Source organism: Streptomyces sp. T028 (genome assembly GCF_048159505.1).
In the GTDB taxonomy this organism is placed as follows: domain Bacteria; phylum Actinomycetota; class Actinomycetes; order Streptomycetales; family Streptomycetaceae; genus Streptomyces.
The window spans coordinates 16,978-43,639 of record NZ_JBLRVZ010000027.1 but is presented as its reverse complement, the minus strand read 5'-3'; the positions used below and the strand labels follow the sequence as shown (position 1 = coordinate 43,639).

At 68.5% G+C, this 26,662-nt stretch carries 19 protein-coding genes and 1 tRNA gene; 11 read left to right on the top strand and 9 right to left on the bottom strand.

Annotated elements, in window-relative coordinates; genetic code table 11:
- Positions 1–44: 44 nt before the first annotated feature.
- The 6 genes from ACLZN2_RS25850 to ACLZN2_RS25825 form a co-directional block, all read right to left on the bottom strand.
- A complete protein-coding gene (locus tag ACLZN2_RS25850; RefSeq protein WP_416981425.1) occupies positions 45–1,049 on the bottom strand; it encodes an alpha/beta hydrolase in 1,005 nt (334 codons plus the stop codon).
- Positions 1,050–1,230: 181 nt separating this feature from the next.
- The gene (locus ACLZN2_RS25845; RefSeq protein WP_416981424.1) at positions 1,231–2,664 is read right to left on the bottom strand and encodes a glycoside hydrolase family 43 protein; all 1,434 of its coding nucleotides are present in this window, start codon (positions 2,662–2,664) and stop codon (positions 1,231–1,233) included.
- A 219-nt stretch (positions 2,665–2,883) separates the two neighbouring features.
- A complete protein-coding gene (locus tag ACLZN2_RS25840) occupies positions 2,884–4,896 on the bottom strand; it encodes a beta-galactosidase (RefSeq protein WP_416981423.1) in 2,013 nt (670 codons plus the stop codon).
- 16 nt (positions 4,897–4,912) lie between these two features.
- Positions 4,913–5,734, bottom strand: a complete 822-nt coding sequence (locus tag ACLZN2_RS25835) for a carbohydrate ABC transporter permease (protein ID WP_416981422.1) — start codon at positions 5,732–5,734, stop codon at positions 4,913–4,915.
- Positions 5,734–6,762, bottom strand: coding sequence for a carbohydrate ABC transporter permease (locus ACLZN2_RS25830; protein WP_416981421.1), 1,029 nt, complete (start codon positions 6,760–6,762; stop codon positions 5,734–5,736). Before ACLZN2_RS25830 ends, ACLZN2_RS25835 begins: the two co-directional genes overlap by 1 nt.
- Positions 6,759–8,105: an extracellular solute-binding protein gene (locus ACLZN2_RS25825; protein WP_416981420.1), complete on the bottom strand. Its 1,347-nt coding sequence runs from the start codon at positions 8,103–8,105 to the stop codon at positions 6,759–6,761. The genes ACLZN2_RS25830 and ACLZN2_RS25825 overlap by 4 nt, the downstream gene beginning before the upstream one ends.
- A 558-nt stretch (positions 8,106–8,663) precedes the next feature.
- Here ACLZN2_RS25825 and ACLZN2_RS25820 point away from each other — a divergent pair.
- The 6 genes from ACLZN2_RS25820 to ACLZN2_RS25795 all read left to right on the top strand — a co-directional run bounded on the left by ACLZN2_RS25820 (position 8,664) and on the right by ACLZN2_RS25795 (position 18,137).
- Entirely contained in the window at positions 8,664–10,160 is a 1,497-nt protein-coding gene (locus ACLZN2_RS25820; protein ID WP_416981419.1) for an alpha-N-arabinofuranosidase, read from the top strand.
- A 53-nt stretch (positions 10,161–10,213) separates the two neighbouring features.
- Positions 10,214–11,728 carry a glycosyl hydrolase family 28 protein gene (locus ACLZN2_RS25815; protein ID WP_416981418.1) on the top strand — a complete coding sequence of 505 codons (1,515 nt, stop codon included), beginning with the start codon at positions 10,214–10,216 and terminating at the stop codon, positions 11,726–11,728.
- A complete protein-coding gene (locus ACLZN2_RS25810) occupies positions 11,725–14,550 on the top strand; it encodes a glycoside hydrolase family 2 TIM barrel-domain containing protein (RefSeq protein WP_416981417.1) in 2,826 nt (941 codons plus the stop codon). Before ACLZN2_RS25815 ends, ACLZN2_RS25810 begins: the two co-directional genes overlap by 4 nt.
- Positions 14,551–14,705: 155 nt before the next feature.
- Positions 14,706–15,974 (top strand): alginate lyase family protein, encoded by a 1,269-nt coding sequence (locus ACLZN2_RS25805; RefSeq protein ID WP_416981416.1) that lies wholly within the window; start codon positions 14,706–14,708, stop codon positions 15,972–15,974.
- 129 nt (positions 15,975–16,103) lie between these two features.
- Complete coding sequence (locus ACLZN2_RS25800; protein WP_416981415.1) at positions 16,104–17,105, top strand: LacI family DNA-binding transcriptional regulator; 1,002 nt, start codon at positions 16,104–16,106, stop codon at positions 17,103–17,105.
- Positions 17,106–17,189: 84 nt separating this feature from the next.
- Positions 17,190–18,137, top strand: a complete 948-nt coding sequence (locus tag ACLZN2_RS25795; protein ID WP_416981414.1) for a glycosyl hydrolase — start codon at positions 17,190–17,192, stop codon at positions 18,135–18,137.
- Between the two features lie 39 nt (positions 18,138–18,176).
- Here ACLZN2_RS25795 and ACLZN2_RS25790 read toward each other — a convergent pair whose 3' ends face one another.
- The 3 genes from ACLZN2_RS25790 to ACLZN2_RS25780 are packed head-to-tail and all read right to left on the bottom strand — an operon-like array spanning position 18,177 to position 21,542.
- Positions 18,177–19,949 carry a hypothetical protein gene (locus ACLZN2_RS25790; protein WP_416981413.1) on the bottom strand — a complete coding sequence of 591 codons (1,773 nt, stop codon included), beginning with the start codon at positions 19,947–19,949 and terminating at the stop codon, positions 18,177–18,179.
- Positions 19,950–20,001: 52 nt separating this feature from the next.
- Positions 20,002–20,475, bottom strand: coding sequence for an ABC-three component system middle component 2 (locus ACLZN2_RS25785; RefSeq protein ID WP_416981412.1), 474 nt, complete (start codon positions 20,473–20,475; stop codon positions 20,002–20,004).
- Positions 20,472–21,542, bottom strand: a complete 1,071-nt coding sequence (locus ACLZN2_RS25780; RefSeq protein ID WP_416981410.1) for an ABC-three component system protein — start codon at positions 21,540–21,542, stop codon at positions 20,472–20,474. The genes ACLZN2_RS25785 and ACLZN2_RS25780 overlap by 4 nt, the downstream gene beginning before the upstream one ends.
- Positions 21,543–22,265: 723 nt before the next feature.
- Here ACLZN2_RS25780 and ACLZN2_RS25775 point away from each other — a divergent pair.
- The 5 genes from ACLZN2_RS25775 to ACLZN2_RS25755 all read left to right on the top strand — a co-directional run bounded on the left by ACLZN2_RS25775 (position 22,266) and on the right by ACLZN2_RS25755 (position 26,607).
- The gene (locus ACLZN2_RS25775; RefSeq protein WP_416981408.1) at positions 22,266–22,799 is read left to right on the top strand and encodes a hypothetical protein; all 534 of its coding nucleotides are present in this window, start codon (positions 22,266–22,268) and stop codon (positions 22,797–22,799) included.
- 181 nt (positions 22,800–22,980) lie between these two features.
- Positions 22,981–23,763, top strand: coding sequence for a hypothetical protein (locus ACLZN2_RS25770; RefSeq protein WP_416981407.1), 783 nt, complete (start codon positions 22,981–22,983; stop codon positions 23,761–23,763).
- A gap of 252 nt (positions 23,764–24,015) precedes the next feature.
- Entirely contained in the window at positions 24,016–24,897 is an 882-nt protein-coding gene (locus ACLZN2_RS25765) for a site-specific integrase (RefSeq protein WP_416981406.1), read from the top strand.
- On the top strand, positions 24,890–26,320 hold the full coding sequence (locus tag ACLZN2_RS25760) for a hypothetical protein (protein WP_416981405.1): 1,431 nt from the start codon (positions 24,890–24,892) through the stop codon (positions 26,318–26,320). The genes ACLZN2_RS25765 and ACLZN2_RS25760 overlap by 8 nt, the downstream gene beginning before the upstream one ends.
- A 214-nt stretch (positions 26,321–26,534) precedes the next feature.
- Positions 26,535–26,607 (top strand) — tRNA-Arg (locus ACLZN2_RS25755).
- Positions 26,608–26,662 lie beyond the last annotated feature (55 nt).

Here is a 26,662-nt window from a genome sequence, read left to right as displayed (position 1 = left end):
GCCACTATCGCCCCGTGGCATGGCTGGGAGCCAGTCCGTCCGTATCAGTCTTCGAGAGCCCGCCGGATGAACTCCTCGCGGGTGGCGGCGGAGGCCCGCGACAGCGCGGCGTGGGCCGCCATTCCGTCGAACGCGTGGAAGCCACCGCCCCACATGTGGAGGTCGACGCTCACCCCCGCCTCGGACAGACGGCGGGCGTAGATCAGGATCTCGTCGCGGAAGACCTCGGCCGAGCCGGTGTCGAGGTAGGTGCGGGGCAGTCCGCTGAGGTCCTCCGCCCGGGCCGGAGCGGCATAGGGCGAGACGTCGGGGCCGCCGCGGCGGTCTCCCAGCAGGGCGGTCCAGCCGTACAGGTTGCTGTTGCGGTCCCAGATGCCCTCGCCGTCCAGCATGCGGCTGCTGTGCGTCTCGAAGCGGTCGTCGAGCATGGGGCACACCAGTACCTGGTGGCTCAGCCTGGGGAAGGCCCGGTCGCGGGCGAGGAGCGCGGTGCCGGCCGCGAGACCGCCTCCGGCGCTGCCCCCGGCGATGAGGAGCCGCTCGGGGTTGATGCCCAGCTCGGCAGCGTGTTGCGCCGTCCACACGAGCCCGGCGTAGCAGTCCTCGACCGGGGCGGGGTCAGGGTGTTCGGGGGCCAGGCGGTACTCGACCGACACCACGACCGCACTGCCGTCGGCCACGAAGGGCAGGAGCGCAGCCACGCCTGTCCTTCGGTCCCCGGAGACCATCCCCCCGCCGTGGATGTGGAAGACGCCCCCCGTGGGGCCGCGGTCCTCGACCGGGCTGAGGATCAACAGCGTGATGTCCGGTGCTCCTTCCGGTCCGGGGACCTGGCGCTCCTCCACTCTCACCCGGCCGGCCGCCGTCAGGTCCACCGGTGCCATGCCGGGTATCCCCTCGGTCGCGAACCGTCGGGTCGCGGCGAGGGTTTCGTCGGACAGGGGCTGCATGGCGGCCGTTATCGCTTCCAGGACGGGCGCGAGTTCAGGATCGAAGGGCGGCCGGGTGGTCGTGGAGCCGAGGATGTCTGCTGTCGTCCGGTCGGTCATAACGGTCCTTGCGGCATGGGTGGCCAGTGAGGTGGAGGTGCCCTCCACTCTCAACGGCGGGAGTGGACGGAGGAACCCGCAGTTGGCGGGAAGATCCCTCACTCCGCCCGCCATGTGGCGGGCGGAGTGGCGTGCGCGGCGCGCGGCCCGCACTGGCAGGCCGGCACTGTCCTCCCGTGGTTCAGCCGGTCACGCGGAAGGTGGCATCGGCACGTTCCGTGGCGGTGGTGACCGGGTCGAGCCTCAGCTGGTACGCGTAGTGGCGGATGTACCGGCCGGGATAGTTGTACGACTGGAACGACGACCAGGACGTGTCGGCGAGCCCCGCTACCTGGCGGAAGGTGGCGTCCGCCGCGAACTGGGCGGTGCCGTCGTTGTAGGCGAGCTGGAAGTCGAATCCAGAGTGCCGCAGGAAGTACCCGGGGTAGTTCACCGACTCGAAGGAGACGGTGCCGGAGCCCACCAGGCCGGCCCTGACCCTGAACTGGGCGTCCTCGGCGGGGCTGACGTTCGGGTCGATGCGCACGTCGAAGCCGGTGTGCCGGACGTAGCGGTCCTGGAAGTTGTACGACTGGAGCCGGCTGACCGCGGTGTCGGGCCAGCGCGCGAGCACGCGGCTGTCCTCGGCGGCCGTCAGGGTAAGGATCGACCCGTGCCGCTTCGTGGTCCCGCCCAGGTCGTAGCTTCCGGAGGCCGGGAGCTGGTAGGCGGCGGGGGCGGACGGGTCGGTCGTCAGGACCGGCAGGTAACCGCGGCCCGTGGAGTACTGGTCGAGGTACAGGGACCACTCGTCCCGGTCCCGGAACTTCATCCACATCGGGCCTTCGACCTGCGAGCCGGTCAGGCCGATGCCGGAGAGGTTGCCGAGACTGGTCCAGGTGCCGAGGATCGAGTTGCTGCCCTCGATCGTGATCTGGCCGTCACCGGAGGCGCGCACGTAGCGGTAGTCGCCGACACCGGACGGCACCTCGACGATCTGGGTGTCGATGATGTTCTGGGTGCCGGGGCGGTCGATGTAGAGCTGCGGGGTGGTGACGGTACGGAATTCCGAGGTGCGGGCGTAGTAGATGCGGTGCTTGAGCACGCCGTCGAGGGTCGCGTTCGTCGCCCAGTACAGGACGTAGTCGCCCGTCTCCGGGTCCCAGATCGCCTCCGGGGCCCACGCGTTGCGTCCGTCGGGGATCGCACCGGCGACGTTCAGCAGCCACGGCTGCGACCAGGTGACCAGGTCCCGCGACTCCCACACCACGAGGTTGCGGCTGCCGTTGTACACGGCGGCGTCCCACGACTGCCCGCAGCCGATGCACAGATCGGTCGCGATGATCCAGTACCGGTCACCGTCCGGAGAACGCACCAGGGAGGGGTCGCGCACCCCGCGCGTACCCACCGTGGAACGCAGGGCCATCCCGCCGCCGTTGAGGTCCGTCCAGTTCAGGCCGTCCGTGCTGTGCGAGAAGTAGATCTGCTGGCCGGTCGCCCCCTCCCCGATGAAGTGCGTCATCAGATACCCCGGATCGGCCGCGACGGCCCGCTGCGGTGCGGTCAGGACCTGACCGGTGAAGAGGAGGCAGGCGGCGATCCATATCGCCGTCAGCCGGGAGAGAAGCGCGGACATGTGCGTTCCTGTCTATCTGCGGGTCCCACGAGTGATTGAGGGTGGAGCTGCCGGCGGAGGGGCTCTCACGCTTCTCCCAATTCCCGCTCGACACACACCCGTTGTTCGACTTTTCGGACAATGTCCGTAAGGTCGGACAGACGTTAGGGGTGTGGCGTTCGGTGCGTCAATACCTCCGACATGCCAGAGAGAACCGTGTGACCGAACCGGTCCTCGCCGTCAGCCCCGGCGTGGTTCGCGCACCACCACGATCTCCCCCGGCGCCAGCGTCACCGAACCGGGCGCGGGTTTGCCCGTCAGGAGTTCGACCGCGTCCTCGGCGACGGTCACCTCCGCGCCGTTTCCCGCGTGGTCGATCAGGAAGAGATAGTCCGCGTCCGGAGACCGGCGACGCACCGCCTCCACCCCCTCCGGTGCCGTGCGCACCGCCGCCACGCCCGCCTCGGTACGAATCCTGGTCAGCAGGGACGCGAGGGTGGCCGGGTCCGGGTTCGTGGCCACGTACCAGGCCACGCCGTCGCCGTGCGTGTGCCGTGTGACGGCCGGTACGCCCGTTAGCGGCCCCTCGGTGTACGAGACCACCGCCTCCGCGCCCTCCAGCCTCACCCGCTCCGACCACAGCGACCCCGTAGCGCCCCCGCTCAACGCCACCGACTCCTCGGGCTGCAACGGGAAGAGCTCGTCCGACCGGACGCCCAGCACTTCCCGGAACGCGCCCGGGTAACCCCCCAGCCGCACATGGCAGTTCTCGTCCACGGCCCCGCTGTGGAAGCCCACCGCCAGGCTGCCGCCCCGCTCCGCGAAACCGACGAGGTTGGCCGCTCCCTCGTCGTCGACCAGGTACAGGCTCGGCACCAGGACCAGGCGGTACGACGACAGGTCCGCGTCCGGGCGCACGAAGTCCACCGCCACGCCCGACCGCCACAACGGCTCGTACCAGCAACGGACTTGGTCCTCGAAGCGGAGTGCGGAGCTGGGTTGTGCAGGCAGTTCCGTGGCCCAGCGGGCGTTCCAGTCCCAGACCATGGCGACCTTGGCCGTGCCGGCGCTGCCCCGCACCTCCGCCAGCGCCTTGAGATCGGCTCCGAGCCGGGCCACGTCACGCCAGATCTGACTGTCGGTTCCCGCGTGCGGGACCATCGCCGAGTGCCACTGCTCGGCTCCCGCCCTCGACTGCCGCCACTGGAAGAAGGCGATGCCGTCCGCGCCGTGGGCCACGTGCGCCAGGGCGTTGCGACGCAACTCACCCGGTTTCTTCGCCCGGTTGACGTGCTGCCAGTTCAGCGCTCCGGTGGAGTGCTCCATCAGGAACCAGGGGCCGCCCGCCAGCGAGCGCATCAGATCGCCGCTGAGGGCGAGGTCGATCTCCGGTTCGGGGTCGTCGGCCATCAGGTAGTGGTCGTTCGCGACGACGTCCAGCTCCGGCGCCCAGCGCCAGTAGTCCAGCGGGTCGGCGCCCCGCATCACGATGAAGTTGGTCGTCACGGGAATCCGCGGGGCCGACACCCGCAGCACGTCCCGCTCCGCCTTGTACAGCGACAGCAGCTCGTCCGAGCAGAAGCGGCGCCAGTCCAGCAGTTGGGTCGGGTTGGGGCCGGCGCCGCTCGCGCGCGGGGGCAAGATCTCGTCCCAGTCGTAGTACCACTGGCTCCAGAAGGTGGTGCCCCAGGCGTGGTTCAGCGCGCCCAGATCGCTGTCGTACTTCTCCCTGAGCCAGCGGCGGAACGCCTTCGCGCTGGTGTCGCAGTAGCAGGCCCTGTTGTGGCAGCCGTATTCGTTGTGGACGTGCCACATGGCGACCGCCGGGTGGTTCGCGTACCGCTCGGCCAGCCTGCCCGTGATGCGCAGGGCGGCCAGACGGTAGGCGGAGCTCGACGGACAGAAGGTCTGCCGGCTCCCGTACGACAGCCGGCGGCCGTCGGCGTCGACCGGTAGCACCTCCGGGTGCGCGCGGGAGAACCACGCCGGCGGGGCCGCGGTCGGGGTGGCGAGGTCGGCGGCGATGCCGTTCTCGTGGAGAAGGTCCAGGATCTTGTCCATGCGCGAGAAGTCGTACACGCCCTCGGAGGGTTCCAGCAGGGCCCAGGAGAAGATGCCGACGCTGACGATGTTCACGCCGGCCTCGCGCATCAGGCGCATGTCCTCGGCCCAGACCTCCTCGGGCCACTGCTCGGGGTTGTAGTCGCCGCCGTAGGCGATGCCGGGGACGGAGAGTTCGGGTTTCGCGGTCACTGAAGTCCCTTGTGTCTCACTTGAGTCCGGACGTGGCGGTGCCGGCGATGAAGCCGCGCTGGAGGATCAGGAAGAGGATCAGGACGGGCACGATGTACATCACGGCGCCCGCCGCGACGAGCGTGTAGAGCCCGGTGCCGTGTTCGTTGACATAGCCGGTCGCGATCTTGACCGCGAGGGTGGTGCGGTCGTCGTCCAGCAGCAGGGCGGGCGCCACGTAGTCGCCCCAGCTCCAGCTGAAGGAGAGGATCAGGCTGGTGGCGATGACCGGCCAGGACTGCGGGAGGAAGATCCGCCAGAAGACGCGGATCTGACCGCAGCCGTCGATGATCGCCGCCTCCTCCAGTTCCTTGGGCATGTTGGTGAAGAACTGCCGGAAGAGGAAGACCAGGTACGGGGCTCCGCACAGGCCCCACAGCACCCAGGGGATGTAGGTGTTGACCAGGTGCGCCTTGACGAACAGCAGATAGGTCGGGATGAGGGTGATGATCGTCGGCATCATCATGGTCGACAGCAGGAGGCCGAAGACGATCCGCTTGCCCGGTGCGTCGAGACGGGCGAAGCCGTAGCCGGCCCAGGCGGAGGCGAGCGTGATCAGGACCGAGTAGAGGGCGGCGATGGTCAGCGAGTTGCGGGCGTAGCCGAGGTAGTCGAAGAAGGTCAGCGCCTGGGAGAAGTTCTCCGTGGTCAGGTGGTGCGGCCACCAGTGGATGGGCACGGCGCGCAGTTCGGAGGGGGCCTTGAGCGCGGTGATGACCAGCCAGCCGAAGGGACTCAGGAACAGCACGAGGACCGCGACCAGCAACATGTAGACGACTTTGCGTCGGGCCAGGACCATCACTTGCCTCCGAGGGTGCGGGACTTGGCCTTTTTCTCTTCGGGGTCCACGGAGTAGAAGACCGCGCCCTTGCTGAGCCGGAAGACGAGGACGGTGACGGCCATGATGAAGAGGAAGAGCACCCACAGCAGGGCGGAGGCGTAGCCGTAGCGGCTGTTGGCGAAGTACTGGGTGAAGACGTTGATCATGATGAGGTTGTTGCTCTCCGGTACGGCCGACACGCCCTGGGGGGTGGGGTCGAGGGAGATGAGCAGCGGGGCGAAGGTCTGCAGCGTGGCGATGATGCCGGTGACCACCTGGAAGAACAGCACGGGGGAGAGCAGCGGCAGGGTGATCCGGGTGAACGACTGCCACTGGCTCGCGCCGTCCACCAGCGCCGCGTCGTGCAGTTCCCTGGGAATGTCCTGGAGCCCCGCCAGCGAGATGATCATGACGTTCCCGGTGCCCCACAGCGTCAGCATGATCAGCACGTAGCGGGCGTACGGATCCGCCAGCCACGTCACCCCGTTGACGCCGAACATGTCCAGCAGGCCGTTGGCGGAGCCGGAGTCACGGTCGAAGATCAGCTTGAAGGTTAGGGCGGCACCGACCGGCGGCACCACGGCGGGCAGGTAGATCAGCGTCCGGAACAGGCCGCGCGCCCGGATGGGCTGGTTGACCAGCAACGCGAGGAAGAGCCCCGCGATGATCGTCAGCGGCACGGTGACGGCGGTGAACAGGCCGGTGCGGGCCAGGGAGGCGAGGGTGTCCTGGTCGGTGAATACCTCCCGGTAGTTGTCCAGTCCCACGAAGCGGGGGTGGGAGGTCAGGCCGTCGGAGTTGGTGAAGCTGAGCCACAGCGCGTAACCCAGGGGGTAGGCCGTCAGCGTCAGGAACCCCAGCAGCCAGGGGCCGGTGAACACGTAGAACGCCCCGGCCCGGCGCATCCGCCGCGAGCGGAGCCCGGGCGCCCGGCGGGGGCCCGGCGGGACCCGTGGCGGGGGTGCCGCGGAAGGCGCACCCCGGTCGGTCAGCTGATCGGTGCTCACCGCACCAGCTCCTTGCCCCGCGCGAGCTGTTCGTTCATACGGGAGTTGAGCGCGTCCGCCACCTTGCCGACCGATGTGTCGGACTTGATCGCGTCCGGCAGTACCTTGCTGAGGATCCCGTTGAGGGCGTCCATCTGCGCGTACGGGCTGACGGGCAGCACCGTGAAGTACGGCGACTCCTTCATCTGGGCCGCGTACGCCTGCTTCTGCATCGCAGTCTTCTGCGGCATCTTCGAGCGCAGCGAGTCCAGCGGGGGCATGCCCCAGCCGGCCGCCGCCCGCTCCCTGGCGGGTCCGCCGCCGAAGTGCAGCTCGAAGAGCTTCCAGGCTTCCTCCTTGTTCTTGGCGTCCTTCGGGATCCAGAAACCGGTGCCGCTGAAGATGGGGCTGACGCGGTGGCTGCCCAGCTGTGGCGCGAGCGCGAACCGCGAGACCTCGGACAGTTTGGCGTCGCCGGCGATGACCGAACCGAACCAGAAGCCGCTGCAGCTCATCGCCATCCGGCCGGCCTGGTAGGTCGGCCCGTCCCAGCCGTCCGGGTTGGGGTTGACCAGGCTCGGGCCGATGTCGGCCTTCGCGTAGTCCATGTACCACTGAAGTGCCCTGCGCGCCTCCGGCGAGGAGAAGTCCACGGTGGCGGCGGCGTCGGCGAACAGGCTCCCGCCCGCCGACGCCGTCATCCACATCAGCTGGGACATGACCCCCATGCCATTGGCGCTCAGGCCGTAGACCTTCACCTTGCCGAGCCGGCGTGCGGTCAGCCGCTTCCCGAGGTCCAGCCACTCGTCCATGGACAGGGGCTCGGTCTCGCTGGGCAGTTCCAGTCCGGCCTCCTCGAACATATCGGCGCGGTACCAGAACATGCAGTCCTGCGAGTAGTCCCTGGCGAGGCCGTAGCGGGGGCCGACGCCCTGCTTGTTCCCGTCGTAGCGCCACACATCGTTGGCCGGGGCAATGTCCGAGGGCCTGAGCAGCTCGCTCTTGGCGAAGTACGGGTCCAGATCCGTCATCAGTCCCCGCGCCGCGAAGTAGGGCGTGTCCGTCGCGCCGACGCCGCGCACCATGTCGGGGGGCGTCTTCGCGGAGAGCAGGGCGTTGAGCTTGGTGACGTCATAGGTGATGACCCGGATGGTGACGCCCAGCGTCTTCTCAAGGCTCTTCTTGGTCTTCGCGTCCCACTCCTCGCCGACCGTCATGACGGTGATCGTCTTCCCGCCGCCTCCCGATCCGTTTCCGGAGTCGACGGAGGCGGCGCAACCGGACAGGGTGGCGGCGGCAGCAGCACCGGCGGAGGCCGTGAGGAAGCGGCGCCGGCCGAGGGAGCCTCTGGGTGAAACGGGCATGGCTGTGGGCCTTTCGGGCGATGTGGGCACAGGGATGCGCACAAGGTGGGCGCCGCTCGCGCAGGAGGGCACCGAGCAAAGGAAGAGGGAGAAGAGGAGGAGGCCAGGAGGTAGCGCCGTTCGGCGCCTCGTCACGGTGGACGACGCGGGCAACCGGACTCGTCGGCAGGTATGTGCCGGGCGCGCACGGTCCCGTTCCTCGGCCGTAGGCGTCACACCCCAGAACGCCGACCGCGGAAACCGGTTCCGGAAGACTTCGGCGAACGCTAGGACTGGCCGCCGAACGGTGTCAAGGGGGCGGAATGCGCTTATGAGAAGCCTGAGTTCCGCGCGCCGAGCATGCCGACGGAAACCTTGACGCAACCCTCTTGACTCTTCCGTCCGCCGGATGGCAGCGTTTTTGTACCGCTACAAGAAAATGGTTGTTGCACCCGCATGTCCGCATGCCTGCCTCACATGACGTGGTGGCCAACCGAACCGCCGCGTCACCCTTGCCGGCTTTCCCGCACCCCACCCACCTCCGCACCGCCACCCACCCCACCCCGCAGGAGTACCTCCGTGACCGATGCCACCGCGGTGATCAACCTCGACCTTGAGGGCCCGACGATCAGCCGCCATCTCTACGGCCACTTCGCTGAGCACCTCGGCCGCTGCGTCTACGGCGGATTCTGGGTCGGGGAGGACTCGCCGATCCCCAACGAAGGAGGCATCAGGCTCGACGTCGTCGAGGCCCTGCGCGCCCTGAACATCCCCAACCTGCGCTGGCCGGGCGGCTGTTTCGCCGACGAGTACCACTGGAAGGACGGCATCGGCCCCCGGGAGCAGCGGCCGAGCATGGTCAATACACACTGGGGCGACGTCGAGGAGAACAACCACTTCGGCACCCATGAGTTCATGGCCCTGTGCGAACTCCTCGGTGCGGAGCCCTACATCAGCGGCAACGTCGGCTCCGGCACCGTGCAGGAGATGAGCGAGTGGGTGGAGTACCTGACCCGTGACGGCGACAGTCCGATGGTGCGGCTGCGCAGGGCCAACGGCCGCGAGGAGCCGTGGCGGGTGGCGTACTGGGGCATCGGCAACGAGACCTGGGGCTGTGGCGGCAACATGCGCGCCGAGTACTCCGCCGACCTGGCCCGCCAGTACGCCACGTACTGCCGCGACCACGGCGACAACAAGCTCTACCGCATCGCCTCCGGCGCCTCGGACGACGACTACAAGTGGACCGGGACGCTGATGCAGCAGATCAGCTGCTTCGGCTGCGAGGCCACCCCGAAGAACTTCTTCCAGGGCCTGTCCGTGCACTACTACACGATGGCCGGCCCCTGGGAGACGAAGGGCAGCGCGACCGACTTCGACACCGACGACTACTACCGGACGATGGTCAAGGCCCGGAAGATCGACCGCATCCTCACCGGTCACTCGACGGTCATGGACGTCTACGACCCCGGCCGCACCGTCGGCCTGGTGCTGGACGAGTGGGGTACCTGGTGGGACGTCGAGCCGGGCACCAACCCGGGTTTCCTGTTCCAGCAGAACACCCTGCGGGACGCGCTGGTCGCGAGCGTCCACCTCGACATCTTCCACAAGCACGCGGCCAGGCTGCACATGGCCAACATCGCCCAGACCGTCAACGTCCTCCAGGCGATGATCCTCACCGACGGCGACGCGCTGGTGCTCACCCCGACCTACCACGTCTTCGAGATGAACAAGGGCCACCAGGACGCCACTTCGCTCGCCGTGCACCTGCGCGGCGGGGACGCCGAGACGGACCTGCTGTCCGCCTCCGCGAGCGTCAAGGACGGGGCGGTACTGATCTCGCTGTCCAACCTGCACGCCGAGGAGCCGGCCGAGCTGACCCTCGACCTGCGCGGCCGCGCAGTCGGTGAGCTGGTCGCCCGCATCCTCACCGCCGACCGGATCCAGGACCACAACACCCCCGAGGCACCGCACACGGTCGGCCCCCGCCCCTTCGACGATCTCAAGACAACCGACCGGGGCCTCACGCTCACGCTGCCGCCCCACTCGTTCGTCACGGTCCGCGCACCGCTCACCTGACGAACCATCAGCTCTCTTCCAGCAGCCGCACTTCACCCTGACAGGAGCCGTACATGAGCACGCCCCTGACCCGTCGCAGAACCCTCCAGGCCGCCGGAGCCGCCGCCCTCGCCACCGGCCTGGCCAACCTGACGGCGACCTCGGCCCAAGCCGACGAGGACAACGCCGCGCCGAAACTGGTCACCTACCCCCGCCCCTCGGGCGTGGCGACCACCGCCAGCTTCAAGGTCCGGGTGCGCACTGCCCCCGACGGCGAGTGGCAGACCCTCGACATCTACCAGCCGCGGTGCAGGGAGATCAACGCCACCACCGGCTCCGGCAAGGTCTACGACTCCTCGCTGGCGTACTTCGACTTCTGCGGCTCGGTCGAGCTGGAGGTCACCTACCTCAAGGGCGGCACCACCAAGGCCCGGGTACGCCCGGACTCGTACGGCATCACGCCCGAACTCCTCGGCGACACCCTGCGGTTCACCCTCGACGAGCCGAAGGACGTCGTCGTCCAGATCAACGACGACGTCTTCGACTGCCTGCACATCGTCACCAACCGCGTCGAGAGGCACGCCCCGTCCGCCGACGACCCGGACGTCCTCTACTACGGCCCCGGCGTGCACACCGTCGATCTCCTCAGCGTGTCCAGCGGCAAGACCCTCTACCTGGCGGGCGGCGCCGTCCTGCAGGGCGGAATCGACATCAAGAACGCCGAGAAGGTGACCCTCAAGGGCCATGGGGTGCTGATCCCCACGCGCACCGCCGGCGGCGTGAACGTCGAGCGCAGCAAGAACGTGCGCGTCGAGGGCATCATCATGCTCGGGGCCGGCCTCGGCTGCCGGGAGGCCGAGAACGTCCATGTCAGGAAGAGCCGTGTGTTCACCTGGGGTCAGTGGGGCGACGGCTTCCCCGTCTACTGCTCCAAGAACATCACCTACGACGGCTGCTTCGTGCGCAGCGCCGACGACAGCCACTCCATCTACGCCCACCGGGACACCCTCTACGGCGACACCCGCAACGTCACCATCAAGAACGCCACCCTGTGGGCGGACGTGGCCCACCCCATCAACGTCGGCACCCACGGCAATACCGACGACCCGGAGATGATCGAGAACCTGCTCATCCAGAACGTCGACATCCTCGACCACCGCGAGCCCCAGATGAACTACCAGGGCTGCATCTCCCTCAACGCCGGCGACTCCAACCTGATCAAGAACGTCCGGGTCGAGGACGTCCGCGTCGAGGACTTCCGCTGGGGACAGCTCCTCAACTTCAGGGTCATGTACAACACGAAGTACAACACCTCGGTCGGCCGCGGCATCGAGGACGTCTACATCAAGAACCTCACCTACACGGGCACCCACGCCAACCCGTCGCTCTTCCTCGGCTACGACGCCGACCACCCCATCAAGAACGTCACCTTCGAGAACCTCGTGGTCAACGGCGTCGTCATCGCCGACACCATGCGCAAGCCCACCTGGTACTACACCACCGACACCGTGCAGTGGTACGCCAACGAGCACGTGATCAACATGAAGTTCCTGACCACGGCCGAGGCAGCGGCGGCCGCCGCGTCATGACCGGCCCGCTCAACACCTTCGCTCCCGGGGAAGGCCGGCGCCTCCCCCGGGCCGCGTTCCGCTCGGACGCCCCCCGGCTGGCGCTGGACGGCAACTGGAGGTTCCGGCTGTCGGCGTCGCCCGCCCAGGCACTCGAGGGCGTCGAGCGGCCGGACCTCGACGACTCCGGATGGGACAGACTGCCCGTCCCCGCCCACTGGCAGCTGTACGGCCACGGCAGCCCCGTCTACACCAACATCGCCTACCCCTTCCCGCTCGATCCCCCGTACGTCCCGGACACCAACCCCACCGGCGACTACCGGCACGCCTTCGACCTCCCCGAGGAGTGGAACGGCCTGGGAGCGGTGCTGCGCTTCGACGGGGTGGACTCCTGCTTCACCGCCTGGCTCAACGGGCGGGAGCTGGGCTGGTCCACCGGCAGCCGACTGCCCACCGAGTTCGACGTCACGGGGATCGTCCGGCCGGGCCGCAACGTCCTCGCGGTCCGGGTCCACCAGTGGTCGCCCGGCAGCTATCTGGAGGGCCAGGACATGTGGTGGCTGTCCGGGATCTTCCGGTCCGTCACCCTCCTCGGCCGTCCTGCGGGGGCGCTCGACGACTTCTTCGTCCACGCGGACTTCGACCACACCACCGGCCGCGGCACCCTGCGCGTCGACACGTCCGTACCCGCCCGGCTGACCGTCGAGGAACTGGGCCTGCGGGACGTCCCCGCCGACGGGTCGTACGACATCGAGGGCGTCGAGCCCTGGTCGGCCGAGGTCCCCCGGCTGTACGCCGGTGAGCTGCGGGCCGGCGGCGAGACGATCCCGCTGCGGATCGGCTTCCGTACCGTCTGCGTCGAGGACGGGGTGTTCAAGGTCAACGGCCGGCCGGTGCTGCTGCGCGGGGTGAACCGGCACGAGTTCCACCCCGACCACGGGCGCGTCCTGGACGAGACGACGATGCGCGAGGACATCGTCCTGATGAAGCGCCACAACATCAACGCGGTCCGCACCAGCCACTATCCGCCGCACAGCCGCTTCCTGGAGCTGTGCGACAAGTTGGGCCTGTGGGTGATGCTCGAATGCGACCTGGAGACCCACGGCTTCTCCCTCGTCGGCGACTGGCGGGGCAACCCGAGCGACGACCCGCGCTGGCGCGAGGCATACCTGGACCGCATACGGCGGACGGTCGAGCGGGACAAGAACCACCCCAGCATCGTCATGTGGTCACTGGGCAACGAGGCAGGTGACGGCAGCAACCTCCAGGCCATGGCGGAGTGGGTCAAGCAGCGCGACCCGGACCGGCCGGTGCACTACGAGCAGGACTGGGGCGGCCGCTACAGCGACGTCTACAGCCGGATGTACACCTCGAACGAGGAGCTGGACGCCATCGGCCGCCGCGCAGAGGAGCCGCTCGACGACCCGGAGGCCGACGCACGGCGGCGTGCCATGCCGGCCATCGTCGTCGAGTACGCCCACGCCATGGGCAACGGCCCGGGCGGACTCGTCGAGTACCAGGAGCTGTTCGAGAAGTACGAGCGCTGCATGGGCGGCTTCGTGTGGGAGTGGATCGACCACGGCCTGCGCGACGACGGCCACTTCGCCTACGGCGGCGACTTCGGGGAGGAACTGCACGACGGCAACTTCGTCTGCGACGGGATGGTGTTCCCCGACCGCACGCCCTCACCGAGCCTGGGCGAGTACAAGAAGGTGATCGAGCCGGTGCGGATCACCATGACGCCGGACCGCATCGAGATCGCCAACCACCACGACTTCCGGGACCTCTCCCACCTGGCTCTGACCTGGTTCCTGGAGCGGGACGGCGAGGAGACCGGATCCGGAACACTGTCCCTCCCCACCGTCCCCCCAGGGAGCACTCCGGCCCGTCTGCCCTACCCCACCACGGACACCGCCGGTGTACTCACCGTGCGTGCCGTCCTCGTCAAGGACGAACCCTGGGCACCGGCGGGCCACGAGATCGCCTGGGCCCAGCGGGTCCCCGAGCCGGTCCCGGTGCGCCGACCGACCCGCGCGTCCAGGCCGGACCCCGCCCTGTTCGACCCCCGCACCGGCCGCCTGACCCGGCTCGGAGACCTGCCCGTCACCGGCCCCCGACTCGACCTGTGGCGGGCGCCGACCGACAACGACCGCCTCGGCCACGCCCCTGTGGCGGACACCTGGCGGCGCACCGGCCTGGACCGCCTGCACCATCGCCTGCTCGGCATCGACACCGAGTCCGACGCGGTGGTCGTACGCACCCGGGTCGCCCCCGCCGCCACCGACCTCGGCATGTACGCCACCTACCGCTGGCAGGCCACCGACGAGGGCCTCCGCCTCACCGCCGAGATCGAGCCGGACGGCGACTGGCAGGACGTCCCCGTGCCCCGGCTCGGCCTGCGGCTCGCCCTCCCCGCCTGGATCGACCACGTGACCTGGTACGGGCTGGGGCCGGACGAGGCCTATCCCGACAGCCGTCTCGCCGCACGCCTCGGCCGTCACAGCACCACCGTCGACGCCCTCCAGACGCCGTACGTCTTCCCCCAGGAGAACGGCAGCCGGGCCGACGTCCGCTGGGCGGAGCTCACCGGCCCGTACGGCGGGCTGCGCGTCACCGGTGAACCCGTCTTCCACCTGACCGCCCGGCGCTGGACCAGCGAGGACCTGGACACGGCCCGGCACACCGACGAACTCCGCCCCGGCGACGCCGTTCACGTGAACATCGACCTCGCCCAGCACGGACTGGGGTCCGCCGCGTGCGGCCCCCGCGTCCTGCCGCCGTACCGGCTGACCGCCCGGTCCGCCGCCCTCACCGTCACCTTCTCGGAGACCTCCGGCAGGTGATCGCCGAGCAGCAGGAGGTTCGCCCGCCACGAGTCGTCCGCGACGGGCGGACACCCCCCACGACACCCCCTGCCTTCGGCACAGCAGTTCGACCACGTCGGTCTCGCGCCCGATCAGAGCCGTTCGGGCCCGTTCGATTGGAGTCGTACATCCCTATGAGCCGCAACGACCTCCCCCCACTCACCCCGGGCACACCCCATCCCCGTCCCACCGGCCCAAGCCGCCGCGGCGTCCTGCGCCTCGGCGGCGGTCTGGCCCTGGCCGGAGCGCTCGGCGCCGCCGCCGTACGCCCCGTCGCCGCCGCGCCGACCGTCTGGAACCACCCCGGAGGCATACACCACCCCGGTGACATCAACCGCGCCAAGGTCAAGGTGGCCGCATACGCCGAGCCCTGGTACTCGGGCTGGCAGCGGCTGACCGCCAACGCCCACTCGGCGTCCGCCTGGACGGCCAACCCCCAGTCCGTCGTCTACCGCGGCACCGGAACCTCCAACAACTACACGATCCTCTACAACGACATCGCCGCCGCCTACCAGAACACCCTGCGCTGGCTGATCACCGGCGACACCGCCCACGCCGACTGCGCCGCAGCCATCTGCAACGCCTGGTCGAGCACCCTGACCACGATCACGGGCAGCACCGACGGGATCCTGGTCGCCGGCCTCCAGGGCTGGCAGTTCGCCAACGTGGGCGAACTACTGCGCGACTACAGCGGATTCGACCTCGAAGCCTTCCAGCAGATGATGCTGAACGTCTTCTACCCCATCAACCACGGCTTCCTGCGGGACCACAACTTCACCTGCATCACGCACTACTGGGCCAACTGGGACCTGTGCAACATCGCGTCGATCATGGCCACCGCCATCCTCTGCGAGGACGGCGACAAGTTCGACGAGGCCGTCACCTACTTCCAGAGCGGCGCGGGCAACGGCGCCATCGGGCACGCCATCCCGTACCTCTACACCGACGACAGCGGCTACGCGCTCGGCCAGTGGCAGGAGTCCGGACGCGACCAGCCCCACTGCGTCATGGGCATGGGCCAGATGGGCGTGATCTGCGAGATGGCCTACAACCAGGGCGTCGACCTGTACGGCTACGACGACAACCGGTTCTTCAAGGCCGCCCAGTACGTCGCCAAGTACAACCTCGGCCTCGACGTGCCCTACACCACCTACAGCTGGGGCAGCGGCACCAACTGCGCCTCCAACGAGCAGACCGTCATCTCCTCCAGCGGCCGGGGTCACGTCCGCCCGGTGTGGGCGATGATCCACTACCACTACAACCGGATCAAGAAGCTCGACGACCCGTACATCTGGTCCATGTCCAACGACCTCGTCGGCATCGAGGGCGGAGGCGGCGACTACGGCTCCACCAGCGGCGGCTACGACCAGCTCGGCTTCGGTCAGCTGATGTACGCCAAGTAGACCCGGGGCGGCCCCGTCTCCCGGGGCCGCCCTCCCATCCACCGACCACCCACGCGGGAGTCGCCTAGAGCTGGGCGATGTGAGGCATAGCATGCGCGTGGGGTTCGAGAACGCAGACCAGGGGCAGGCGTGGTAACGATCCAGGACGTGGCGAAGGCCGCCGGAGTGTCACCAATGACGGTGTCGAACGTCATCAACGACCATCCGAACGTCCGCAAGGCGACGCGGGAGAAGGTCCTGGAGGCCATGGCCCGCCTCGACTACCGGGTGAACGTCGCGGCCCGCAACCTGGCCAAGGGCCGTACGGGCACCATCGGTCTCGCCGTCCCCGAACTGAACAGCCCCTACTACAGCCTGCTGGCCGCCTCGATCATCACGGCGACCGAGCGGCGCGGCCTGCGGGTGAGCATCGAACAGACCGCGTCCCGGGAGAACGAACTGGACGCGCTGTCCCTGTCGCGCAACCGGCTGTACGACGGGCTCATCCTCTGCGCCGCGGGCATGGGGCAGGCCGACACCAAGCGGCTCCGGGTGGACCACCCGGTGGTCATCCTCGGCGACCGCATCTTCGGCGGCCCCGTGGACCATGTCGCCATGCCCAACCTCGAAGCGTCACGGGCGGCGACCCGGCACCTGATCGAGCGGGGCTGCCGGCGCATCGCGTTCCTGTGCGGAGCGACCGAGGAGATCGACACCTCCAGCCTCCGCCTCACCGGCTACCGGCAGGCTCTGACGGAAGCCGGCCTGCCCTGGGACCCTGCCCTGATCCAGCAGGTGGACCGGCTCGGCATGCGCGAGGGCGCGCGTCGTGCCCGTGAGATGACGGAGAGCGGGCTCGACTTCGACGGCGTCTTCTGCATCACCGACTCCCTGGCCATGGGCGTGCTGCGGGGGCTGGCCGACGCCGACGTACGAGCGCCCGACCAGGTGAAGGTGATCGGTTTCGACAACGTCTCGGAGAGCGAGTTCTTCATCCCCTCCCTCTCCACGATCGACCCGGACCACGACGGCATGGCCGAGCGTGCGGTCGCCCTGCTGATCCGCCGCATCGAGCAGCAGGAGCCCACGACCGACCACGAGGAGTCCGTCGGCGAGTTCTCGCTGGTGATCCGCGAGTCCACGGGGGGCTGAACCCACCGCCGACCGCCCACCCCGAGCCCCCACGGTGACCCACCCCCGAAGCCGCCTCCCCCCTCACGCATCAGGGAGACCTCTGTGCACCCCATAGCCGCCGCGCCGCTCTTCCGTGACCCGGTCCACGACGGTGCCGCGGACCCCGTCGCCGTCTTCAACCAGCAGACGGGCGAGTGGTGGCTCGTCTACACCAACCGCCGTACGACCGCCCCCGGCCCCGGTGTCTCCTGGGTCTACGGCACCGACCTGGGCGTGGCCTCGTCCGGGGACGGCGGCCGTACCTGGACCTACCGGGGCACCCTCCCCGGCCTGGAGACCGAGTGGGGCCGGAACACGTTCTGGGCGCCGGAGATCATCTGGCACGACGGGCTCTACCACATGTACGTCAGCTACATCCAAGGCATCCGCGACGACTGGAACGGCGCCGCCTCCATCCGCCACTACACCAGCCCCGACCTGCTGGACTGGACCCATCATGGCGCCCTGGACCTCGGCTCCGACCGGGTCATCGACGCGTGTGTCTTCCCGCTGCCGGGCGGCGGCTGGCGCATGTGGTTCAAGGACGAGACCTACGGCTCGCTCACCGCGGCCGCCGACAGCCCGGACCTCTACCGCTGGCGGCCCACTGGCCTCGCGCTCGGCCACCGCCCCCACGAGGGCCCGAACGTCTTCGAACTCGGCGGCCACTACTGGATGCTCGTCGACGAGTGGCGCGGCCAGGGAGTCCTGCGCTCGGCCGACCTCACCACCTGGGACCACCAGGGCCTGATCCTCGACAAGCCGGGCTGCCGCCCTGACGACGGCACCATCGGCCTCCACGCCGACGTGGTCGTCCAGGGCGAGACCGCCTACATCTTCTACTTCACCCACCCGGGCCGTGTAGGCAGCGTCACCGATGACGACGGCTCCTACGCCAGCCGCCGCTCCTCCCTCCAGGTCGCCGCCGCGCGGGTCGTCGACGGAGTGCTGCGCTGCGACCGCGACGAGCCGGTGCGGCTCGAACTGTCCCGGGGGCGTTCCCCCTGCTGACACTCCGTGAAAGGCGCCTGCCTGAAGGCTCGGTGCGGCTCAGGTCCGGTTGGCGGTGCTGGGGCGGGCGGGGAAGAAGCCGGGGCGGGCCCCGCTGCCGCTGAAGGTGATGATCCGTGCCTGCTCAATGACGTCCGGGGGCGGTGTCGCGTTCTCGACGACGATCGCCTGGCCGGGGAAAGCCAGGAAAGAGCGGTAGAAATGGTCGATCACGTTCGGGGGGATGCGGTCGGCGTCAAAGTCCGGCTCTTTGTACGTCACCAGGGGCGAGTCCAGGACGAGGAAGCCGAGGTGCGGGAGTCTGCGATCCAAGCAGTAGCGGGCCAGGGCAATCGAGAACGCGGCGTGCAGAAGTGCTCGCATACCCCGGCCGTGGGCCGCGCGCGTCGTTCCTCCGGCGCTGACGTCCCCGCTGTAAGGGTCATAGCCGGCACCATCCACGTCGGGGATGCGCCAGGAATCGAGGGTGCGTTGGAAGATGCCGTCGAACGACGACAGGATCCTGCCCGCGATCAGGGATTCCCGCCGCTTGGAGGGCAAGGCTCCCTGGGCCACCAGCTGAGAGCGGTGCTCTTCCAGTTCGTCGAGCCGTGCGCGCAGTTCCAGGTCGCGCTCGATACGCAGTCGCTCGGCGACGGTGTCCTGCAGTTCCTCGTTGAGAGGGGCTAGTCGCGCCTCGATCTGGGCCAGGGCGTTGTCCGCCTCGGCCGTCTCCGAGGTCAGGGCGGCGCGGCGTTCGACCAGTTCGTCACGCTGGCCTTCCAGTCCCTCGATGGTCAGTCGAAGATCCGCGAGAAGGGAGTGGGTCTTGGCGGACTCGACAAGCACGGCCTCATGCAGCTGCGTGGTCTCCTGATGACCGTGCTGGGCCTGCTGATGTTCAGGATCCGCCCCGCAGAAGACACAGCGACCGACCTGAAAGTAGCCCAGGAGATTGCCGGCCTCACTGACCATAACCAGACGTGCCAGGTCTGTCTCGTACTGCTGGCGCAGGATGTCGAATCGCCCCAGCAGGTCGAGCATCTCACCGATGCGCGCTTCCAACTCGGCATCCATCTCGGCAAGTTGTGCACGGGCAGCGACGGCGCGGGCTTGCTGTTCGGACTCGCGTGCGAGTGAGCGGGCCATGTCGTTGAGGGTTGCTTCCAACCGGGCCAGCTGATCTCGCAGTTCGTTGGGGGTCTGGTCGCGGGAGAGCTTGGCGTGCAGGTCCAGTGCCAGCGAGTCGATCAGGTTGATCTTGCCCCGCTGAACGCGTCGTTGAGCGGCGTTGGGGAGTTTGGTCGCCGGAGGCTCGTCCTCGCCGGTCAGCATCAGCTTCATGACCGAGCGAGCGGTGGTTCTTGCCGCCGTGCCGCGTGTGCGCTGCGAGGGAGGATTCGTATCGATCATGCGTGAGTCGGTGACCACGCTGAGGTGGGTCAGGTCGGCAAGTTTGAGCAGGTCGGTGTTGCCGCCCTCGTTGGTGCGGACATAGGTGTCGTCCAGTCCCAGCTTGCTGAGCAGGTAGTGCGAGATGTCACGGCGGCTGCGGATCCTGCGGGCCGAGACGACCGCGTCGGGGGTGGCGTGGACCAGCTCCCTCAGATCGTCCTTGTGCACGTGAATGCTCTTGCCACCGGGCTTGCGGACCAGCGTGAGGGGGCTGCCGTCGGGGAGCAGAAGGCCGAGCAGGATCTGTCCGTATCCTTCGGCCCGCGGTATCGAGGGACGGACATGGCCGCCGAGCATGTAGTCGATGGAGTCGACGAGGAACGTCTTGCCCGTGTTGGAGGATCCATAGATCACCGTGAACACCGGGTCGAACTCCACCCTGGCCGTCGGCAGCCCCGCACCCGCGTACGTCAGATGAGTGAGAGTGAAATTAGCCATGCCCGACCCCCAGGTGCCGCGTGCCGGCGGTGAATTCGGCGTGCCAGCGGGTCGTGATGTCACGCGTGGCCGCTACGGCGTCCGTGGTCGCGGCGAACTGATCGACGGCCCACTGCGCACGCTGACGCAGCTCACCGACGTACGGGGCCTCCAGGATGCCGACGAAACCCGAGCCACGCTGGGTCACCTGGTAGACGAGCCCGTCGTCGGTCGCCTCCACCGTGGCCAGGCCGGCGCGCAGCAGGACCTCCAGCCCTTCCTGCATCAGCTGCCGTTTCAGGCCGAGTTCGCCCGGCAGGGCCGGCAGCCGGGGATGGAGGCTGGGCGGACCGTCGAACTGGCTGCTGTGCAGCATGGCGTGATCCAGGACAACCAGCCAGGACAGGTCCAGCGGGTGAGGATGGCTGCGTGCCAGCAGAACCAACGTCCGCATCCCCACTTCGATCGGGCTGTTGAGCGGATTCATCGGCGACCTCCTTTGCACCAGTGCAGCTTGTCGACGTTCGCCAGCTGGTGGCACATGCCCTGACGCTGGCTGTTGCGGAAGAGGTGCAACAGGGGCGACCCGGTGAGGTTCAGTTGCCCAGATGCCTTCAGTACCTGCTGGAGGCGGTCCCACCCCGACGGGTAGTCGATGGCCGCCACCTCGATCAGGTTCGTCCGCACGTCGTCCTGCAGCTCCTCGTAGGTGTCCCCCGCAATGCTCTCTCGTGCATACATGCGCAGGGCCTCCGCATCGAAGAACGCCACCCGCTGTCGCCCAAGATGCTCCCCCGAGTCCGGGTGTTCGAAAGCGTGCTCCACGGTCGCGATGTCCTCGCCGAACCTCTCCTGGTAGACGTCCAGGAGCTGCTGGAGGTAGCGCGCCTCATTGACCTGGGGCACGGGAGGGGGAATGAGCTTGCGGGGCTTGCCGGTGGGCGGCAGGTTGAAGCGGGAGGCAAACAGCGACGACTTGCTGTAGATCTCCAGGACCTCGTCCAGATTCACAGTCCAGAACATCGAGAAGTCTTCGCGCTCCGCCAACGCCCGTACGGCCGCCCGGGTCTGGGTGGACAGCGCGGTGACCGGCTTCGTCCGACCGCCCAGGTACGCGAGAAACCGGGCCTTCAACGCGGCCGGGGTCAGCACCAGGTCCTTGAGCCGGGGGTGGATCTTCGGTGCCACGAAGATGTACCTGGCCGGGAGCGTCCGGCTCGTTTCCAGGGCTGCCACAAACGGCTTGATCATCTCGGGCAGCGCGTCGTCGAGCGTGAGGTCGTCGGTGTAGTGCTTGCACTGGTAGCAGTGCCAGACACCGTTCAGCCGCTGCTCACTCATGAAAGCCACGACGTCGGCGCCACGGTCGTTGGTACCTCCCAGGACCTCCACGCCGAGGTAGCCGAACTCGTCCCCGCGCATCCGGACCCACTCGCAGGTGAACTGTTCCCACTGCTCCGGCGTCCAATAGAAGACCTGCTGGAGGGGGGTGCGGGTGTCGAACTGGTTGTGCGGCACGACCGATGGCGGCGGCACATACTGCGACACGGACACGCCGTCCGCGTTCGTCGGGCCACCGCCCTGCGGTAATCCGTCCACCCCTACCCCCGGTGCGCCATTCCCCCAAGTACACGCCGCTGCCCACTTTTACCATCGGAGATCGTTCATGGACAGGGCGCCGACAAGGGGGCCCTCTGCCGGCTCCGGGGTCGTGGCTTGCAACGCCTGGCACCATGAGGTGGATCGGCGCCGCCGGGCTCGTGGACGATCTTCACACCGGACGGGTTCAGCGCGGACTTGACCTTGAAGCGCGCGTCCTTGAGCGCCTCGTCGACGAAGTACGCCACCTTCGTACGCCCGCCCGGCTGAGCCGGGTACCCCGCGCTCAGGGCCAGCCTCTCGCTCAGTTTGGAGGCCACGGTGATCCTGGCGCCGGCGAAGGTAAGGCCCTGAATTCCTCCGAACACCCCTCGGGCGCACCGATCCCGCACCCCTTGCCATCTGCCCAGACGCCTCGCGTGCGCGTAAAGGCGCGACGATGACCTTCGCTCACACCTCACCCCGGTCGCCCCCACCCAGTCCTCTGCAACTGCACCACCGAGAGCGCACTTGTGGTCGCACCTCACGGCGTCCCTCCGCAGCACCAGGTGCACTGCGGGTGCGCGCACTTTCATCTTCCCTGGTCAGATCGGGTGCACCCAAAGCAGGAAGCCGCAGCGCTCCTACGAGCGAATGCACATCCAACAGACTTGCAGACAGCGTGAGTTGTTGTTGTCTATGCTGTCGCCGCAGATCATGAATGCGGCGGTCGGCGTCGACAGGAAGGGCGGGGTGGCAGTGACCGATATCGATGTCTCAACACACCACTTCCTCGCTCAACTCATTGAGCAGGCCGAGGAGTTGCAACGAGGCGCCGAATGCGCCCGGCGTGAGCGCGACGAAGCTGCTGCGCGGCTCGCGGACTTCGAGAAGCGGCTGGCGGACAGTGCGGCAGCGCTGCGCGCCCTGCGGATCTACACCGGCGAGGCCCCGAAGTCCCCCACGGTTGACGGACAAGCCGACACCGCGAACTGCTCAGAGGGCACTCACACTCCGTCGATCGAGGAGGCCATCCTCCAGGTGCTGCGCCGGGAAAGCGGCCTGCCCCCTCTGGAGATCGCACGGAGGGTCGAGGCGCTTGGCGTGAGCAGTTCCGCGTCCAGCGTCCGGGCACGGCTCAGCAAGCTGGTCCAGCAGGGGACGCTCCGGCGTGACGGCAAGTCCAGGTACTCACTCGCCGTGGCGGGATCGGAGGGCACCCGGGCCCGGTAAAGACGCACAACACACAGATCGGCCGCCGCAAGTTGCGAGCCCACGGCGGCCGTTGGCGTATGCCTCCAGACAAGGGTTCACACACCGACGGCCAGCCTAGGCCATTCGGCGAGACCGACGTGAGCCCTTTCCGAAACAATCGCCGATCTTCGCGGCGACCAAGGGAACAAGGACCCACGAAATGAGCGCTTCCTCGTCCGGACCAGCCGGCCGCTCCGCCAACCGGCGCGCGCCACGCGGCCGCGGAGCGAAGGCTGCTTCCAGCACCAAACCCACTGCCTACCGCATGCCGGCCACCGGGATCCAGGCCAACCGGCAGATGGACCTCCTGGCCGCCGCCGTCACCACATGCGCCACCGGCCGCTCGGCAGCCAAGATCCGCGACTTCGTCCGGGAGACCGGGCTGGAACGACGCGACATCACCCCTGCTCTGCGCTTCCTGACCGACACCGGGCTGCTGACGTCCGGCCCTGCCGGATGGACGCCCACCGTGTCCGGCGTACGTGTCGGGCAGTCGTGGACCGCCAACCGCGAGGCCGCCAGGACGGTCTTCGGCGAAGCCTGGCGTGACTCCTGGGTGTACCGGCTCCTGATCAACTCCGTACAGGCGGGCGTCGCATACAGCGCCGAAGACATCGCGAGGGCGATGAAGCCCTACCCGACCTCCACCCTGTCGCCGTGGGTGCACCTCGTCGACTGGCTCGAGCTCGCACGCTACGTCGAGCGCGACGACGACGGAACGCTCCGTCTGTCGAAGGCGGTCGGAGCCGAGGAGACGACTCACGGCGAGGCGCAGGACCAGGACCAGGCGCAGACCCCGGCTGCCGATTCATCCGCACCGCAGGTCGGATTGGTGCTCCCGTTGAGCATGGATCAGCTTCTCCACCTGACCGCCGAGGACTACGGCGCGGTCATGCGGTCACTCGCGACGATCTACGACGTGCTGTCCCGCCAGCGGACCTGACACCTCGCCGGCGGCCTCAGCGCCCGCCCGCATCCTCGTCACCTTTTCGCGCGCGAGCGTTTGCGCACCGAGGGCACCCCTCCCCAGGCTGGTGTGAACTTGCACCACCTTGGGAGGTTGCCACCCATGCCCGTCCCGCGCGCGCCCAGACCCCACCGAACGCTGCCCGACGACCCCAGCACGCCCGCGACCGACTCTGCGGACGTGACGCTGGCGCGCGCCGTCGAGCAGACCATCACCCTTTGGACTGACATGACTTCCCAGGGACAGATGTCCCCGCAGACCAGTCGTTCCTTCGGGCAGCTGCTGGAGCGCTACCAGCGCTACGCGGCGGCCCGCGGAATCCTCCTCGTGGACGAGGTCACCCTCGACTTCGCCGAGGACTTCGTCTTCGCCCAGGGGCGCACCCGGCACGGACTGATCAGCGAATCGGCCACCGCGACCCTGCACCAGCGCCGCGCCGTCCTGCGCTCCTTCTACCGGACGCTGCGCGAGCTGGGCCTCACCGACGCCGACCCCACCCGGGACATCCGCCTGCCCGCACGCACCAGGACCCTGATCCGCCCCCTCGACGAGGATGAGGCCATCGCCCTTCGTCACGCCGCAGAGTATGTGAGCAGGCCCAGCCGGCACGCCGCAGCAGCGGCCCTGGCCCTCTCCGGCGGGCACACCGGCGAGATCGGCCACGCCCGCGTCCGTGACCTCGGCCAGGACGCCGCGGCTGTCTGGATGCACGGCTCCACCCGTACCGATCCACGGTGGTGCCCTCTCGACCCGTGGGCACTGCGCGTGCTCCAGGCCAGGGCCGCTTTTGTCAGCCGGCAGCAGCGCACCCCCGAAGCAGCCCCTGACGCCCGGCTCGCCGTTTCCTCGGCCCCCGCTGCGGACGAACAACTACAGGCCCGGGCCTGTGTCGCGCTCTCCGACCTCATCCGCCGCATCGGGCTGAGTACCGACCCACGGGTCAAACCGGCCTCGCTGACCGCGTACGCCGCGGTACGGATCTTCGACGAGACCGGAAAGGTCGAGAACGTCGCACGCGGACTCGGACTGCGCTCCCTGGACCGGGCCGCCGACCTCGTCGGTTACGACTGGGCGCACCGTACGCCGGAAGGGCAGGCCGGCCGTGCCTGATGACATCTTCGGAGACGCCGTCCCACCGGCGCGGCGCGTACCACGCAAGCGGGCCTTCACCGACAGGGACCGCCGCACACTCCATGAGCGCCTCGTTGACTGCGCGCACAACCCCGACCTCTACGAGCTGGCCGAGACGCTCCCGCCACCCGGCAGGATCGGCAGGCCCCGCGACTACCCCGATGTCGCGTTCCTCTTCTTCCTGGCAGCCCGCAGCGTGCTCGCCTCCGCACGCCGCGCCGCCGCGCACCTCGAAGACCCGGAGGTGTGGACGATCCTGAAGGCCGGAGTACGGGCCGAACTCGGCACCGTGGCCGCCGCGGTCCTCCCCGAAACGGGACCGACCCGCTCCCAGTGGCTCCGGGCCCAGCAACGGCTGCGCGAGCACTCGCACGACCTCTGGGACATGTACCGGGTGCTGGCCCTCGATCAGGCGCTTGAGCAGGGGATCTTCCCCGAGGACGAGACCCGGTCGTGGAGCAGCCCGCAGCGGCACCAGCTGATAGCCGCCGACGGCACGGTCCTCAAATCCCCGACCCTGGCCCGGGCCGGCCAAAGCGTGAACATGACGACCGGCGAAATCCGATATCACCGTGTCGACCCCGCCTCCGTCACACAGATGGAAGGCGGCGGCACCGAGGTGTACGGCCCGAAATACGTGTTCTTCTCGGCCCGAAAAGACGAGAACTACCTGTCCCGAGTGTTTCTGGACTCGCGCTACGTACCCCACCTCCACCCGGGCGGGGAGGCCGCCGTCGCCGTCGAGGGCGTCATAGACATCATGTCCGCGGCTCCTGGCTGCATGGGAGTCCTCTACGACGGCGCATTCCGCGGCGTGCACCGCGACGCCATTGCCCGGTACGGCGGCCTCATCGTGAACAAACAGCACAAAGGGAACGAACCGCAATTCTATGAATCACTGCGTCCCGGTCGCTGCATCCACGAATTGTGGGCGGCCGACGGACGCATCGCGGAGAAAGTCCACTACGCGGACGGCACCGCGGAACTCGTCCCGGTACCGATCAAGCGACTGGAGCGACGCGGAATCCAGACGTTCCGCTGGTATCACCTTCTGGCCATTCCCTGCCGACACGGCCTCCACGAACACAGAGTCGCCGTCGGGACGACAAGCCGAAAAGGCGAACGGCCACCCGGTCAAAGTGACGAGGAACGCGGCTTCCACCGTGCCGAGCACCTGCAACAGATACCGGAACTCACCCGCACCCATCAGCTCGTCTACCCCTACCGAAGCGACGCCGAGTCGGGCCACTCGCAACTCGACGCCTCCCTGTGGAACGGACGCCTTATCTCCTACGGAGTCGAAGCCCAGCAACTCCTGACCCTCGGTTTCGTCCTCGCCCAGAACTCGACCAGCCGCGCACTGCACGAGGAAGGAGCCTCCATGTTCAGCCACACGGCCTGACCACCCCCTCCGCCCGCTCCAAGAACACCAGCGCCCGCCCGAGCCCCGATCCGGTACCCTGTGGATCGAGCGCCCTGGCGGGCGCTGCGGCGTGTCACGCGGGCTCCGCTCGCCTCCACGCCACAGCGGCCTGCCCCAGGCCGCTCAGGGCTTGACCGAGAGACCTGACCGCGACCCGTCCATCGAGTTCCGCGCAAGGTTTCGCACAAGCCCCGCCTTCGTAGCTCAGGGGATAGAGCACCGCTCTCCTAAAGCGGGTGTCGCAGGTTCGAATCCTGCCGGGGGCACAGGAAAAGGGCCAGCTCAGGAGGGTTTTCCTCCCAGGCTGGCCCTTCGTCGTGT

Excerpts from the sequence above, each read along its gene's own strand:
- ACLZN2_RS25845 (WP_416981424.1), bottom strand. The coding sequence starts at position 2,664 with ATGTCCGCGCTTCTCTCCCGGCTGACGGCGATATGGATCGCCGCCTGC.
- ACLZN2_RS25785 (WP_416981412.1), bottom strand. The coding sequence starts at position 20,475 with ATGAATCCGCTCAACAGCCCGATCGAAGTGGGGATGCGGACGTTGGTT.
- ACLZN2_RS25825 (WP_416981420.1), bottom strand. The coding sequence starts at position 8,105 with ATGCCCGTTTCACCCAGAGGCTCCCTCGGCCGGCGCCGCTTCCTCACG.
- ACLZN2_RS25805 (WP_416981416.1), top strand. The coding sequence starts at position 14,706 with ATGAGCCGCAACGACCTCCCCCCACTCACCCCGGGCACACCCCATCCC.
- ACLZN2_RS25765 (WP_416981406.1), top strand. The coding sequence starts at position 24,016 with ATGACTTCCCAGGGACAGATGTCCCCGCAGACCAGTCGTTCCTTCGGG.
- ACLZN2_RS25775 (WP_416981408.1), top strand. The coding sequence starts at position 22,266 with ATGCTGTCGCCGCAGATCATGAATGCGGCGGTCGGCGTCGACAGGAAG.
- ACLZN2_RS25810 (WP_416981417.1), top strand. The coding sequence starts at position 11,725 with ATGACCGGCCCGCTCAACACCTTCGCTCCCGGGGAAGGCCGGCGCCTC.
- ACLZN2_RS25835 (WP_416981422.1), bottom strand. The coding sequence starts at position 5,734 with ATGGTCCTGGCCCGACGCAAAGTCGTCTACATGTTGCTGGTCGCGGTC.
- ACLZN2_RS25770 (WP_416981407.1), top strand. The coding sequence starts at position 22,981 with ATGAGCGCTTCCTCGTCCGGACCAGCCGGCCGCTCCGCCAACCGGCGC.
- ACLZN2_RS25850 (WP_416981425.1), bottom strand. The coding sequence starts at position 1,049 with ATGACCGACCGGACGACAGCAGACATCCTCGGCTCCACGACCACCCGG.
- ACLZN2_RS25815 (WP_416981418.1), top strand. The coding sequence starts at position 10,214 with ATGAGCACGCCCCTGACCCGTCGCAGAACCCTCCAGGCCGCCGGAGCC.